The following is a 13,293-nucleotide window of genomic DNA, read 5'->3' as shown; positions in this document are numbered from 1 at the left end:
TGCTCCTTCAATTCAATCCAGATCAAATCCTTTCATGTCGGCATTGCGACGGGCACTGCGGGCAAGATCCTCAATTACCGGTCCAATGGCATTTACATTGTCCATAGGTTCGGCTTGCGGCCCTCTATGCCAGCCTTCCATTGCAGCAAGATGGCCACCTCCAAGCTCAAATACCCGACCAGTGATTTCGGTGCTGTAGATGGAAGCCAGCCAAATGACTGCAGGTGAAATCCATTTGGGATCCCTTGCGGCAATTTCCTGGGCAGTGCGCTGGCGAATACCCTCAGTCATGCGCGTCTGGGCATGAGGATTAATCGCATTGACGGTGACACCGTAACGCCCTAACTCGCGAGAGGCGATGATCGTCATTGCGGCGATACCGGCCTTGGCAGCCCCGTAGTTAATCTGGCCGACATTTCCGTATAAACCAGAACTTGAAGAGGTATTGATAATTCGCGCGTTGACAGGCTGGCCTGTTTTTTTAAACCGATCTCGCCAGTACGCGGCGGCATGTCTGGAAGTCGCAAAAGTCCCTTTCATGTGGACCCGTACAACTACATCCCATTCCTCTTCGCTCATATTGCACAACATCCTGTCTCGCAATATTCCCGCATTATTAATTAATACATCCAGCTTTCCAAAATGGGCCACTGTTTCGTCTATCATGTTTTTCGCGCCGGCAAAATCGGCGATATCATCATAGTTCGCGATGGCTTGGCCGCCATTTGCCGTGATATCATCCACGACAGATTGTGCCGGACTTTCGCTGGGCTGCTCTCCGGATCTGGAAACGCCAAGATCATTAACAACGACCTTTGCTCCGTTATCCGCAAGCTGCAAAGCATATTCTCTGCCAATTCCGCGTCCTGCGCCTGTCACGATCACAACTCTTCCATCACATACCTGTGGCATAGCTTCTTCTTGCATAAATTTTTCTCCGTTTCGTTAATCAGGATAGGTTTCTCTTTACCGTCTTTTTCTTCAGAAACGCATGCACTGCTGCTGTATGGTCCTGGCTTTCTGTGCATTCAATATGTCGCTCGCATTCGATATCAAGCATTTCAGACAGCGTCATTGAAGAGGATTGACTCAGGTTTTGCTTGATAAATCCGAGAGCGGGCTGTGGCGCGCAGGCCAACGTCGAAGCAATGTGAATAACTTGCTCCTCCAGCATGTCGTCGTTCACCATCTGGTTCAATAACCCTAAGGCAAGCGCTTCCGGAGCAGCGATTGTTCGAGATAATAGAAATATTTCCCTTGCCTTGGCTTCGCCCACAATTCTTGGTAAGAAGTAATGAATACCGTAATCACCAGATAAGCCCAACGATAAAAAACCGGTACGCATTTTCGTTGTTGCATCGCCAATCCTGAGATCACATGCAAGAGCCAATGACATTCCGGCCCCAACTGAATTTCCTTTCATCATTGCAATCGTGGGTTTATCCATGAGATGCAAGCGCTCAATGACGCGTGTTCGCTTACGCATTGCGTCTATCCTTTCGGCACATGATGTGTCGCCGGACTTACTCATCCCACCAACATCGCCTCCGGCGCAAAACTCCGTTCCGTTGCCAGACAAGACAACACATCCGATATCAGTGTTTCTTTCCATTTCCAGCAAGGTTAAGTAAAGAGACTCATACATCTCGTGTGTAATTGCATTGCGCTTCATCGGGCGATTTAAAAGGATCCACCCAATGCCGTCGCGTTGACGAACCAGTAACTGCTCGCTCTTACTTTCCATTTCCGCTCTCGTTGGTATTGAATGCAACGATGGTAGAGGCAATTTGCTGCTTCATTACCTATTTATCTCACGAGTGCGGTTAATAGATGTCCAACATATGAACTAGCCGTTTATAAGTCGTATATTGGGAAAAATTTAGTCCACAATATAGACAAACTATTCTGTTTTCTGGAGGAGCCATGAACACAACTTTGTCGGAGTCGAAAAAAAAGGCGATGGGGACGCAATCCTTGCAACGGGCGCTGGTATTGTTAAGAGTCGTTGCTGCAAATAATCGCCAGGGCAGCCGATTAGCCGATCTATATCGACGGACTGGGCTGGAGCGACCCACGGCGCATCGTTTACTTCAGGCCCTAGTTGCCGAGCGGCTGGTGCGTCAGGATATAGAGAGCAAGCGATATTTTTTGAGTAGTTTTGCCTACGAGCTTGGTCTGGCTGCCGCACCAAAAGTTGCATTGCGAGATATTTGCCTGCCCTATCTCGAATCAATTGCGGACTATACTGGTGATACCATTTTTATGTCCGTGCGATCAGGATTTGACAGTGTCTGTGTCGCACGTCTTGATGGCTCGTTTCCCATCAAAATGTTTGTACACGACGTGGGCAGGCACAGGCCATTGAATGTCGGCGCCAGTGGCCTCGCTATATTAAGCGCCTTACCGGACGACGAGATAAATCGAATTCTCAGGATTAATATAGAAAGAACACAAAAGAAAAACCCACGGGTAACGGAGGCGTCAGTACGCGCAAGCATTGCAAGCACGAGAAATCGCGGTTTTTCCTACAATAAAGTCATGGAAGATCCGCCAGTTCATTCTGTTGGTGTTGTTATCATGTCACCAGACGGCAGTCCGGCAGCCGGCATTTGTTTATCAACGCTGGCTTCCCGTTTAAACAACGGGCGCCTGGAAAAGATCGTGCAATGCCTGACTGATACCGCTCAGTCCATAGAAGCCGATCTCAAAAAAAAAGTGGATCGTGACAGAATCCCGTATTCCATGCCTTTTGAAGCACTTCACGCCCGAAGTGATACTCCCAGCCGTATCGACTATCTGGATTCAAAAACTCAAGCTATCCCGTATTACCTGAAGCAAATCCGAAAGGCAGATTGGATCACAAGTGAAAGCGTGACGTGAGCATGCTCGACATTTTCCAAGTAGAAAATCAAAGGCGTATGTCGCAACCATGAAATCAGTCCATATTCTGGTCTCAAATAGAAGATTTCGTATAAAGAATCATCGATGTACCATGATATGGACTTGTTTTTTCGGATACCGCATTCCAACACAGATAAATGGACCTACTCCTTCATAGACTACATGCATGCATCCCGCTTAACAGTCTGATAGACAATTTGCATGAACTGAAGGAGACATCATGTTTGGAATACATCGCTCGACTATATTCTGTCGATTTTTAATGGCTATCCTGGGAGGCGTCCTTACCGGAACTTCGTTTGCTGCCTACCCGGAAAAACCGATTACCTTTGTTTCGCCGTATGCAGTTGGCGGTGCAAACGATTTTCTCACCCGACTGATGGCCAAATACATGGGTGACGAACTGAAATCGAGAACTGTAGTTGACAACAAAACAGGTGCAAATGGCATCGTGGGTGCTGCGTTTGTCGCAAAATCTGCAGCCGACGGCTACACGTTATTAATGGGAAATAGTGCCACTCACGGTACCAATTCAACACTATATAAAAAACTACCTTACGATGCTAAAAATGACTTCAAACCAGTAGCCATGGTGGGTTCCGTGCCGATTGTCCTGGTGGTTAGCACGAAATTAAACATTAGCACTGTAAAAGAACTTATCCAATATGGAACAAGCCACAAACTGTCATTCGGCAGCAGCGGCCAGGGCGGAACGGGGCACCTCACCGGCGAAGCATTTAAAGCTGCGACAGGACTGGATGCTGTTCATATCCCTTATAAAGGAGACAGCCCTGCGGTTACTGACACGATGGGTGGGCAAGTCGATATGGCATTTGTCGGTACGGCATCTGCAATTTCACAGCAAAATTCTGGAAAAATAAAAATAATTGCCGTCGCAAGCAAGGCCAGGGCCAGCTCTCTGCCAGACGTACCTACTTTCGCAGAACAAGGCATTTCCAATATGGACTTTTCTCAATGGTATGCGCTTTTTGTACCCGCAGCGACTCCCGACGACATTATTCAGAAACTGAGCGACGCCAACAAAGTTTCCTTGAAAAACCCGGAAGTGAAAAAGAGCCTGGCCATACAGGGAGCTGACGCGATATTTCGTACTCCCGAAGAGCTCAATCACTTCTATCAATCTGAAATTGAACGATTTGGTAAAATTATCAAAAAACTTGATATCACGCTGGATTAGGCGTGCAGCCTGCAATAAGGAGTACAAGGCACTGCTAGCGTAGGAGGTCGGGCGGTAGCGTGCATCCGGAGTTTGGCGTCGTGCTGCAACACCATTTCATGCCAAAACCGTGTGCTCACTTTCACCTTCGAAGAACACCGCCATCTACAGGTGGCGGCGTTCTTCTCATCAGGGTTTCGTGATGGAAATCCCGTTGCCGGCCAGATCAAGGGGAACTGACGAGTGTCAATATGCATTACTCTGACTCCAGTCAACTAGTGAGATTGCGCGCAGTCGGTGCGAATATGCTGACACGAGCCAGCGATCAGTAGCTCCAGCCCGATCACGAAGCGGTGATCGAAATTTTCAGAAAATATTGCTTCGCTCGCAGCCAGACTATACGGATATTTTTCATGTGTGGATGCCAAGAACTGGCGCTTGCGCTCAGCCAAATCCAGCGTACTGCCCGGCCCCAGCGCCTGCTCTTCCATGACGAAACCAAGAACGTAATAGGTAGTACTGAAACTGTAAACTGCGGCAAGCTCCGCATTCGCACCGGCCTGCACGAATGCCGAGATCATGGCCTCGCTGGTTCGTAAAACGTTATCGGTCACCACATACGTGCCCGCAAATACTCGGGCGCCATCGCGATGGCGCAGTAATGCCTGACGAAGTTCTCCGGCTACCTGCAGGATACGATCCTCCCATGACGCAGCTTTAGAAAGATCTCTTGCCACAGTATCCACCAGGGCATCTGCCATGCCGTCGATCAGCGCCTGCTTACTATCGAAGTGCCAGTATAGCGAAGGCGCCTGGACCTTCAAAGACTGGGCAAGTTTACGCATCGTCAACCCTTCCAGGCCGTCCTGGTCCAGCAACGCGAGCGCCGCCTGGACCACTTGTTCTCGCTGAATTTTCGGGACTCTCATATCGCACCTTGGCTTGATGACTTGAAATCTAACGCTGTTAGTGTATCATTTAACAAAACTAACGATGTTAGATTTATTGGAAACCATGATTTTGGCGCTGTTCGCAAGCGCCATGCACGAGGGTTGCATCCACACAAAGATGAAATTTGCAAGGACGCTTAATGACTATTCAGCCTGAAGAAACGACAAACCGTCGCCCGCTGGCATTGCGCCTGGCTCCCTGGGTAGGGTGCGCAGCCATCATTGCTCTGCTTATCCTGGCAACAACCCAATGGCGCGAATGGACCAGTAGCCGGACTATTCAAACGACCCAAAATGCGTTCGTGAAATCGGACTTTGCGGTGCTGAGCACCAAAGTCTCCGGCTATATCAAGGCATTGCCGGCAGAAGATTACCAAACAGTGCACGCTGGCCAGTTGATTGTGCAGATCGATGACAGCGATTATGTCCTGAAAGTGGCATCCGCATTGGCCAAACTGAGCAAAGCTCAGGCCAATCTGGACAATCTCGGCAGGGAAATCTCGGAACAGCGCGCTCGCATCAAGGGTGAGCAGGCCAACGCCCGCGCGGCCCAGGTTCGGGTTCGTCAATACAAGAGCAATCCGGAACGCAAGGAAAAGCTGGTCCGGCAAGGAGCTGTATCGCGGCAATTGTTTGAAAATGCCCAGGCGGACCTGGATCATGCGGTGGGCCTGCACGAAGCTGCCATCGCCCAGGCTGACCTGGCCAGTAAATCGCTGGCTGTCCTCGAAGGCCAGCGTGGGCTGCGCGCAGCCGATGTAAACGCCGCTGCTGCCGAACTTGAAGGTGCCAGGCGCGACCTTGACTATACGCGCATTGTCGCTCCCTTCGATGGCGTGCTAAACAAACGCCATGTTCAACTCGGCAGCCTGGTCAGCACCGGCACTCAGATCGTATCTATTGTGCCTTCCGATCAGTCCTACGTTATCGCCAATTACAAGGAAACGCAGCTAGCCCATGTCCAGCCTGGTCAGCCAGTTGTCGTGAGTGTTGATGGCCTTCCCGGCCGGCAGTTTCGTGGCCGGGTCAGAGAAATCGCGCCTATGAGTGGTGCCGAATCGGCGTTGCTACCGGCAGACAATGCATCAGGCAATTTCACCAAAGTTGTGCAGCGCATCCCTGTACGTATCGAATTGGCCCCTGGGCAGCGGGAATTAAACAGGCTACAGCCTGGAATGTCTGTCGAAGCCAGAATCAATACAAAAGGAGAAAATATCCCTCCCTACACGAAAGAAGCGCATCATGTCGCGTACAAAACCCAGGCGGAATCGGGTTGATCATGGCGCTCCGATCTCTTTTCGCTAATGCGACCCATGCCCGCCCTGCACTCACCGTAGTGGCCATTTTTCTGGGCGCGGTTCTCACGACTTTGCAAGGACGGCTGTTTTCTTCGGCATTACCAGATCTGCGCGGCCAATTCGGTCTAGATATTCTGGAAGCCGCGTGGCTGGGCACCGCGCTAAATGGCGCACAGCTTGCTACCATGTCTGTTGTCCCCTGGCTTGCCACCATTATCGGGCCGACACGGATTCTCGTTATGCCCAGTCTGTGTCTTGGTTTCGCAACTCTGCTCATTCCCGCTTTCGCACACAATTATCCGATGCTGGTCCTTCTGCATACTATTGCAGGCTTGTGTATGGGCATCTACCTGCCATTGACTATTAGCTTAGGGTTACGCAGCGTGCACCCGCGACTCTGGCTGGTTGTTATGGCCGCCTATAGCTTGCGCGTGTCTACCGGCATGGATGCGGGGTATGGCGCGTCGGGCTTTCTGGTGGAAAAAGTCAGTTGGCACTGGGTCTACTGGATGACGGCATTTATCGGGCCGCTCATTGCCCTGCTTACCTGGAAAGCAATGCCGCTAACGCCTGTCAACCAAGAGCAACTGCGGCAGGCTGATTGGGCCGGCATGACCTTGTACTGCACAGGCTTGGTATTGATATTTATCGGTATCGAATCGGCCGAACGGTTGGGCTGGCTAGATTCGGGCCTGGTGGTTACCGCAGTCGCGGGAGGGGCTATTCTGTTTTTCGCAGCTGTTGTTCGCGCAGCGTTACAGCCAAATGCATTTGGAGATCTTGCAGCGTTTGGCAATCGAAACATCCTCATTTGCCTGGTGATTGCGTGTCTGTTCGGTGTGCTGATGACGCCTACTTCCTTGCTGATCCCAACATTTCTCGCACAAATGGGCGATCTCAAGCCGCTGCAGACGGGCTCGGCCACTCTGATTGCATTCGCTGCTTATCTCGTCGCTACGCCTTTGGCCGTTTATCTGGCCAGACGCGCTGAGCCCAGGCTGCTCATCGTATGCGGACTGACTGTCATCGCGATCACAGCATGGCTAGGCACGCATATCAGTCACAACTGGCGAGTGGATCAATTCATCACGATCCTGATTATGCAGTCGCTTGGCGAGAGTATTATGCTCATCGGATTAATTGTCGCATTCGTAACCAATCTCAATCCGCAGCATGGCGTGGCGCTCGGTGCGTATGTCTCAATAGCACGCGTATTGATGCCGGTAATGGCCGGTACCATCATGTCAACTTGGCTCCGTATGGCCGCAGACACCAGTTATGTATCATTGAGCGCCTATGTGCAGGCCGGTGAGCCGCTGGTCGTGGAACGCACACGTTCTGGGTTAAATGGTATCGCAAGTATCATTGCACGTGAATCTCAAGTGATTGCCCATATTGACGGCTTTCATCTTGTTTTCTGGACAAGCCTGCTTAGCCTGGTGCTAGCGGTGCTATTGCGCTCTTCTCCCGCAAATCCGATAGCTCCTCCTATCCAAGCCTCACCCGGCTAACACTATCAACGCTGTCTACTATGACAAGTATTCTGATTACGCTCAGTGTAGCGACAACAAAGCCCAATGCTCGTAAAGCCATTTAGGTCTGTTGAGTGTACCCAACCGGCACTTAGCGGGTAGTACCAACACTTGGGTCAGCACGCTGCTGCCCAAAGTCTAGATGGCCAATCGGTTTCTAGGCCAACGGCCTCTAATACCAGATATCACAAGTCGGCCGATACATAACAGGCCGGTTAACGAGTATTACCGAAATACTTCACCCGCAGATCTCGAATGCGCCCTTGCTCGCGCAACCCTAACAGTTCAAGTGTGACTGGCCGTAATAAATCGCTTTGCAGGGCAAAACCAAACCCATACTTATCTGGGTGAAACACGTTACCGACAACACGAACCGGCTGTGTTGGATGCGAATGGGTGAAGTATTCCAGTACCGGCGCATCGCCTACAAGCGCATCGACCTCCTCTGACATCAATCCCTGCACCGATGCGTCCATGTCTGTATAACTGCGCGTTTGAATGTTCAGCTCCTGAATATAGTCCTCGGCCACGCTGCCCCCCAGCACTCCAACCGTTTTACCTGACAGATCCGACAAAGAATGAATTTGATTGGTCAGTGAGGTGGTTGTCATAACACTGGTGATAGAGGAGGTCACGTAGGCAATAATGCCTACACCGATCACCATCCAGATTGCTGACCATATTCGGCCAACCCAGCCAAATAAATTCTTATGAGTGGTTTTCCCAGTGGTCAGGATCGATACGGTATGAAAAAAGTTATCCGCCAGACCTTCTCGCCACCTTCGTGGAAATTCGCTATCGAGCTTGCGATCTATAAGCGTAATAATTGCGGTTGCAAAGAGCGCAAGAATCAACAGCCAGACAAAGGTTGCTAAGTGTCCACTATCTATCAGACCATCAAATACGGTTTGGAACGACCCCGATCCTTTATTCCTAGTCATGATTCTCAGCCCCGAGTCATACCAGGGCTGGGTAAAGGCAATGGATTGTGCTCGTTGTCTGGTAATCGTCAGATTCGATACGGCAGCGTCGATTTCACCGCGTTGAACCGCTTCAATCAATTTATGGAATGAGGGATAGCTTTGATAGGTAGACGACAGCCCCACTTTTCTCTCAAGCTCTTCCCAAAGCTCTATTGCCATACCGGAATATTGCCCATTTTCCCGTACGACAAAGGGCGCGCTCTCGTATATTCCAACCTTTACCGTCTTGCTAGCAGTAGGCGCAGCTTGCGCCAGGGTTGGCGATGAGAACAGTACCGAGACGAATATAAAGCCGGCGGCGAAAATAAAACGTGTAATGATTGGATATATAAATCTAAACAAACCGTTGAAATTCCTTAAAAAGAAAATCCCGACATTTATCGAAAATAGGTTTTAAGTAAGTCGTCCATTGCAAACTCGTTCACTAAATTAACAATATTCGGACCGTTAAGCATGTCTTCCCGTCTAAAACGGGATCAAAAACAATCTGTTGCGGCTCGACCACACGCAGGCGTTCATAAATGGCTCTTTCCGTACGAAGCAAGGCTCGTTCCTCAGCCGATTTGAACATAGGCATTTGCTTTGGCGACCAATACAGCCGTCCGTCGAGCACCCAAAACCAATAAAAAGCAAGGCCGCCGAAAAGGGTCATGACTGACAGAATCCATTTTTTCAGATGAGAAATGACATAATCTTGTATGAAATATAACGCCAAAACCTCTACAAGCGCCAACAGAGGCACCAGTATCTTATCAAACCAGGAAAACACCCGAACCTGTGTCTGATTAAAAAAACCGTCCTCTGCCTCGTACAACGCCGATAAGTTCACGCCTTCAGTACCCAATCTCATATCAATCGACCCTCAATTGCCGGAAAGGACGCAAGTCGTATCGACTGCCTTACAGTGCAGCAATGCCGCGAGCTCTTTGGTACGAGCGGATGTTTTATCCTCAAGACAACTGGCAAGTGCAGCTGCGTACATGGAGCCGCCTTCTACGGCCGATGTCTGAAACGCACAATCTGTGTCACGAAATTTTATTCAGGCATTCTGCGCCGCTTTCAACGCAGTCTGCTGGGCTGCTTCTGCGTTGCCAAATATTTCCTTGTAAGTCTTGTTCAGCTGTCAATCCGCCTTTTTGTAGTCGGCTGCGGCGCACTGGTTGATATCTGATTGCGTCATCGCATTAGCGCAGTCCATTAGCTGCGCTTTATTATTTGCTTTATACTCCACTGAGGTTATGGGCACGCCAACTTTCTGCGCGAGTAGCGCACCTGGAGCCAACAGTGTCAACGTTGAAATATATATCTTCAATCTCAAAAAGCGCTGCATTCTTTTCTATCCCATCCCGTTTTTATTCCAAGTTTAATAGGCAGTATATATGTCATATTTTCTGTTGAATCAAATCTACAGCACTATTGACCAACTTAAAAACAATCAGGCCCGGTTTTAAAAGGGGAAATGACCAACGGACTCAATCGGGTCGATCCTTTGCTCAACAACGTGCGTATCCATGCTGAAAATTCGGCCCCTTCCGATGCGTTTGCTGCGGTATCACACAGGACACTGGTACTGGATAGACCAGGATGATGTCGATACCATAGAGTTGATTTCGTTTGTCATGCTATTGCTGAATGTTGCCGATACGACCAATAGCACGCAACTGCCCATTATTACAATTGCGTCCAGCTAAGGAGTGCTATATCTATGAAATACCGTCTCTTTAAGACCATTTGTTTATGCTCTCTAAGCCTATTGGGGTTTCAAGGATTAGCCCAAACCGTTGGAACTCAGTCAACGCAGGCTGGAAGCAGGGCAATAACGACTACTAGTGCCAAACCCGAGGCAACGTTTCCACCCGGCACATTCGGCGGTGACGACATTCGTCTGAAACTGGACAATCAAGGTAAATATTTACTGACGGGAGGGGCTGTAGAGAAGCCCGAACATGGTGCCTGGACGACAGAAATAAAAGGCAAACATACCCTTATACGCCTGATTTCAAAGAATAAAAAGGATGACGATTGGCTCTTTGGTGTCAGATCAAAAGACACCCTGCAATCTGTGGATGAGGACAAATTAAACGTATTGGACAAACCACTGAACATCAACGAGGATGTTGGGATTCTGACACGGGAAAAATAAACAGTGGCATGGCAGGGGACGCAAATAGCCGGAATTCTGGTTCCAGAACCCCGGCGATCATGGCTTTGGCAAAGTCTAGGGAAGTTTTGAAGCTATGAACGCGGCTTCAGATTCATGATTTGGGTATTTGCTGTTAATTCGATGGGTCAGTTCATTCTTCGTGATCTGTTTGCGGTATGCCGCATGTAACCAGCCCAAAAATTCATTTTGCTGCGCTTGCGTTTCAATCGGTATCCGTTTATAGGTTGGATCAGCCTTTATTTGACTCGTTAAATTGTCGAACCAGGCCATAAATTGTTTATCATCGACTGCGGCCGATACACGTGTTTCATCTGACTGTGACGCGCATCCTTGGATAAAGGGAACACTAAAGGCAAATCCAAGCACAATTGCGGAACTGACTTTTTTTAAACGCTTATTCATTTCAAACCCTTTATATGACTTTAGAGAGATTTGGCCAATAACATGACCCTAAAGCTTACACGGGCCAAATGAAACCTTGCCAAAGTGTGCCATATATCTATTTCTAAAAACGACATGACCCTTGCGCTGTATTCAGAAAAGATGTAAGTAAAGATAAATGTCAGGCCTGAACAAATTTATCTTAGTAAGATGATCATATATTGCTCATCTATTGCCATAGTCGCCAATAATGAAGTAATACCAGTTACCAATTTTCAAAGGAATAAGAAATGATTCATCGGCTCCTTCCCACAAAAACGACTTTATTTGTAGGCTTGATTGTTATGGGCGCTCTGAGCGGATGCCAGGCCTTAGACGAAATGGAAGCAGAGGGATATCGCAAACAATGCGCAAATCTTGGTATCCAGCCTGGATCAGCAAATTTTGATCAATGCATGATGCAACAACAATCTCTCAGCGAAAATGAAACTGAGCACTCGTTGGATCGCATGGAGCGAGAAGACGAAGCTAAACACAAAAGAAAATGAGTTAAATTTCCAGGCTTTTCCCCGCGCAGCGGACGCCCACTCTAAAAAACGAGAAGGAAATCATCCATGAGTATGTGGTTTGTCGTTTCGCAGTCTACTTACTGGGTGCTGGTCAATTGCTGCTCGCGGCGCATCCGCGCCTCTTCTTCCAGGCGACTATCTTCCAGCTCCAGCAGCAGGCTGTCCATATCGACGGGGCTGGCGTCGGGCTCGACATAGCCGGTCAGTTCGACATCCACGTTAAGTTCGCCTGCTTCATAAAGTGCCCAGATTTCCTTGCCATAGCTGGCCGACAGAACCTCTGGAGCAAAGCGCCCGAAATACGCCGCGAGGTTGTTTACGTCGCGAACCAGCATCGCGCACGCTTCTGTGTTCGCGGCAGCGTCAACGGCTTGGGGAAGATCAATAATGACCGGGCCATCGGCGGCAAGCAGGATATTGTATTCGGACAGATCGCCGTGTATGACGCCTGCGCAAAGCATGCGTACCACCTGGTTGAGCAGCATGGCGTGCAGCTGCAGGGCGCGTTCCTGGGTCAGGTCCACGTCGTTCAGTCGCGGCGCGACATCGCCCTCTGCATCAACGACCAGTTCCATCAGCAACACGCCGTCGGTGCATATATAGGGCTGAGGCACGCGCACGCCGGCATTGGCCAGTTGAAATAATGCATTTACTTCGGCGTTCTGCCAGACTTCTTCCTGCATCTGGCGACCGTAGCGGCTGCCTTTTTCCATGGCGCGGGCCTGCCTGGAATTTTGTACCTTGCGGCCGTCCCGGTACGACGCAGCCTGCCGGAAGCTGCGCTGTTTGGCGTCTTTGTACACTTTTGCGCAACGGGTGGCGTCGCCGCTGCGTACGACATACACGGTGGCTTCTTTGCCGCTCATGAGCTGGCTGAGCACTTCGTCGATAAGGCCTTCTTCAAGAAGCGGCATAAGCCGCTTGGGCACTTTCATGCAACCGCCGATAGAGGGAGGGACCAAATGTGCTGAATGCGGGGGTGAAACGGAAAGAGGAGCGAAAGAAAGGAATTCATGCGCTATTGTAAGGGAGGTGGTAACCCGTGGAGCGACAATTTCTATATTTGGCTATTGAAATCAACGACAAAACCCTGGTCGCATAGTCATACATGGCTTCTAAAGCAGCGTGTTTGGTGAGTACTCATCCCCATTTATGGGGCAGAACCGAGCCTTGAACACTAGGAAATTTAAGCTGGTACCCGGGCCAGAATCGAAGCGGCAGCCCTTGCGGCGGGAGATTACCTGCACTGCACCGGCATTCCTCTGGCCTTTGGCCCTGCCTGTCGCATTGATATTGGCAAGGCAAGTTAAGCTTAAAAAACTGAGTCATTACACCTTC

Annotated in this window: 16 protein-coding genes; 7 read left to right on the top strand and 9 right to left on the bottom strand. The window is 49.7% G+C overall.

Features of this window, described 5'->3' with window-relative positions; translation table 11 throughout:
- Positions 1-12 precede the first annotated feature (12 nt).
- Together CAP48_RS01775 and CAP48_RS01770 are read right to left on the bottom strand one after the other, a co-directional pair.
- Positions 13-912 (bottom strand): SDR family oxidoreductase, encoded by a 900-nt coding sequence (locus tag CAP48_RS01775; RefSeq protein WP_100694697.1) that lies wholly within the window; start codon positions 910-912, stop codon positions 13-15.
- Between the two features lie 37 nt (positions 913-949).
- Complete coding sequence (locus CAP48_RS01770; RefSeq protein ID WP_100694286.1) at positions 950-1,744, bottom strand: enoyl-CoA hydratase/isomerase family protein; 795 nt, start codon at positions 1,742-1,744, stop codon at positions 950-952.
- 179 nt (positions 1,745-1,923) lie between these two features.
- Here CAP48_RS01770 and CAP48_RS01765 point away from each other — a divergent pair, with 179 nt between their 5' ends.
- Complete coding sequence (locus CAP48_RS01765; RefSeq protein ID WP_100694285.1) at positions 1,924-2,880, top strand: IclR family transcriptional regulator; 957 nt, start codon at positions 1,924-1,926, stop codon at positions 2,878-2,880.
- 241 nt (positions 2,881-3,121) lie between these two features.
- Entirely contained in the window at positions 3,122-4,099 is a 978-nt protein-coding gene (locus tag CAP48_RS01760; protein ID WP_100694284.1) for a tripartite tricarboxylate transporter substrate binding protein, read from the top strand.
- 254 nt (positions 4,100-4,353) lie between these two features.
- Here the strand turns inward: CAP48_RS01760 and CAP48_RS01755 are convergent, their stop codons facing one another.
- On the bottom strand, positions 4,354-5,007 hold the full coding sequence (locus tag CAP48_RS01755; protein ID WP_100694283.1) for a TetR/AcrR family transcriptional regulator C-terminal domain-containing protein: 654 nt from the start codon (positions 5,005-5,007) through the stop codon (positions 4,354-4,356).
- Positions 5,008-5,168: 161 nt separating this feature from the next.
- Between CAP48_RS01755 and CAP48_RS01750 the strand changes: the two genes are divergently transcribed.
- Together CAP48_RS01750 and CAP48_RS01745 are read left to right on the top strand one after the other, a co-directional pair.
- The gene (locus CAP48_RS01750) at positions 5,169-6,305 is read left to right on the top strand and encodes an HlyD family secretion protein (RefSeq protein ID WP_100694282.1); all 1,137 of its coding nucleotides are present in this window, start codon (positions 5,169-5,171) and stop codon (positions 6,303-6,305) included.
- A gap of 2 nt (positions 6,306-6,307) precedes the next feature.
- Positions 6,308-7,837, top strand: a complete 1,530-nt coding sequence (locus CAP48_RS01745) for an MFS transporter (RefSeq protein ID WP_100694281.1) — start codon at positions 6,308-6,310, stop codon at positions 7,835-7,837.
- Between the two features lie 236 nt (positions 7,838-8,073).
- On the opposite strand, the gene CAP48_RS01740 is transcribed toward CAP48_RS01745, so the two are convergent.
- From CAP48_RS01740 to CAP48_RS20315, 4 genes are all read right to left on the bottom strand, one after another.
- A complete protein-coding gene (locus CAP48_RS01740; protein ID WP_242444287.1) occupies positions 8,074-9,183 on the bottom strand; it encodes a transporter substrate-binding domain-containing protein in 1,110 nt (369 codons plus the stop codon).
- An 82-nt stretch (positions 9,184-9,265) separates the two neighbouring features.
- Positions 9,266-9,691 carry a hypothetical protein gene (locus CAP48_RS01735; RefSeq protein ID WP_100694280.1) on the bottom strand — a complete coding sequence of 142 codons (426 nt, stop codon included), beginning with the start codon at positions 9,689-9,691 and terminating at the stop codon, positions 9,266-9,268.
- A 12-nt stretch (positions 9,692-9,703) separates the two neighbouring features.
- A complete protein-coding gene (locus CAP48_RS20595) occupies positions 9,704-9,880 on the bottom strand; it encodes a lysozyme inhibitor LprI family protein (RefSeq protein WP_197707230.1) in 177 nt (58 codons plus the stop codon).
- Between the two features lie 84 nt (positions 9,881-9,964).
- Positions 9,965-10,171, bottom strand: coding sequence for a hypothetical protein (locus CAP48_RS20315; RefSeq protein ID WP_197707222.1), 207 nt, complete (start codon positions 10,169-10,171; stop codon positions 9,965-9,967).
- A 181-nt stretch (positions 10,172-10,352) separates the two neighbouring features.
- Between CAP48_RS20315 and CAP48_RS01725 the strand changes: the two genes are divergently transcribed.
- Complete coding sequence (locus tag CAP48_RS01725) at positions 10,353-10,532, top strand: hypothetical protein (protein ID WP_100694279.1); 180 nt, start codon at positions 10,353-10,355, stop codon at positions 10,530-10,532.
- A 14-nt stretch (positions 10,533-10,546) separates the two neighbouring features.
- Complete coding sequence (locus tag CAP48_RS01720) at positions 10,547-10,984, top strand: hypothetical protein (protein ID WP_100694278.1); 438 nt, start codon at positions 10,547-10,549, stop codon at positions 10,982-10,984.
- Between the two features lie 75 nt (positions 10,985-11,059).
- Here the strand turns inward: CAP48_RS01720 and CAP48_RS01715 are convergent, their stop codons facing one another.
- Complete coding sequence (locus CAP48_RS01715; RefSeq protein WP_100694277.1) at positions 11,060-11,407, bottom strand: hypothetical protein; 348 nt, start codon at positions 11,405-11,407, stop codon at positions 11,060-11,062.
- 269 nt (positions 11,408-11,676) lie between these two features.
- Here CAP48_RS01715 and CAP48_RS01710 point away from each other — a divergent pair, with 269 nt between their 5' ends.
- Positions 11,677-11,934 (top strand): hypothetical protein, encoded by a 258-nt coding sequence (locus tag CAP48_RS01710; protein ID WP_100694276.1) that lies wholly within the window; start codon positions 11,677-11,679, stop codon positions 11,932-11,934.
- A 98-nt stretch (positions 11,935-12,032) separates the two neighbouring features.
- On the opposite strand, the gene CAP48_RS01705 is transcribed toward CAP48_RS01710, so the two are convergent.
- The gene (locus tag CAP48_RS01705) at positions 12,033-12,890 is read right to left on the bottom strand and encodes a PA4780 family RIO1-like protein kinase (RefSeq protein WP_100694275.1); all 858 of its coding nucleotides are present in this window, start codon (positions 12,888-12,890) and stop codon (positions 12,033-12,035) included.
- Between the last annotated feature and the right edge of the window lie 403 nt (positions 12,891-13,293).

Origin of the sequence: Advenella sp. S44, assembly GCF_002810445.1 — a bacterium.
Taxonomy (GTDB): domain Bacteria; phylum Pseudomonadota; class Gammaproteobacteria; order Burkholderiales; family Burkholderiaceae_B; genus Advenella.
This window is presented reverse-complemented; position numbering and strand designations above follow the sequence as displayed.

What these genes read in the sequence shown, in the direction of transcription:
- CAP48_RS01775 (WP_100694697.1), bottom strand. Translation starts at nt 912, where the DNA reads ATGCCACAGGTATGTGATGGAAGAGTTGTGATCGTGACAGGCGCAGGA.
- CAP48_RS01770 (WP_100694286.1), bottom strand. Translation starts at nt 1,744, where the DNA reads ATGGAAAGTAAGAGCGAGCAGTTACTGGTTCGTCAACGCGACGGCATT.
- CAP48_RS01765 (WP_100694285.1), top strand. Translation starts at nt 1,924, where the DNA reads ATGAACACAACTTTGTCGGAGTCGAAAAAAAAGGCGATGGGGACGCAA.
- CAP48_RS01760 (WP_100694284.1), top strand. Translation starts at nt 3,122, where the DNA reads ATGTTTGGAATACATCGCTCGACTATATTCTGTCGATTTTTAATGGCT.
- CAP48_RS01755 (WP_100694283.1), bottom strand. Translation starts at nt 5,007, where the DNA reads ATGAGAGTCCCGAAAATTCAGCGAGAACAAGTGGTCCAGGCGGCGCTC.
- CAP48_RS01750 (WP_100694282.1), top strand. Translation starts at nt 5,169, where the DNA reads ATGACTATTCAGCCTGAAGAAACGACAAACCGTCGCCCGCTGGCATTG.
- CAP48_RS01745 (WP_100694281.1), top strand. Translation starts at nt 6,308, where the DNA reads ATGGCGCTCCGATCTCTTTTCGCTAATGCGACCCATGCCCGCCCTGCA.
- CAP48_RS01735 (WP_100694280.1), bottom strand. Translation starts at nt 9,691, where the DNA reads ATGAGATTGGGTACTGAAGGCGTGAACTTATCGGCGTTGTACGAGGCA.
- CAP48_RS20315 (WP_197707222.1), bottom strand. Translation starts at nt 10,171, where the DNA reads ATGCAGCGCTTTTTGAGATTGAAGATATATATTTCAACGTTGACACTG.
- CAP48_RS01725 (WP_100694279.1), top strand. Translation starts at nt 10,353, where the DNA reads ATGCTGAAAATTCGGCCCCTTCCGATGCGTTTGCTGCGGTATCACACA.
- CAP48_RS01720 (WP_100694278.1), top strand. Translation starts at nt 10,547, where the DNA reads ATGAAATACCGTCTCTTTAAGACCATTTGTTTATGCTCTCTAAGCCTA.
- CAP48_RS01715 (WP_100694277.1), bottom strand. Translation starts at nt 11,407, where the DNA reads ATGAATAAGCGTTTAAAAAAAGTCAGTTCCGCAATTGTGCTTGGATTT.
- CAP48_RS01710 (WP_100694276.1), top strand. Translation starts at nt 11,677, where the DNA reads ATGATTCATCGGCTCCTTCCCACAAAAACGACTTTATTTGTAGGCTTG.
- CAP48_RS01705 (WP_100694275.1), bottom strand. Translation starts at nt 12,890, where the DNA reads ATGAAAGTGCCCAAGCGGCTTATGCCGCTTCTTGAAGAAGGCCTTATC.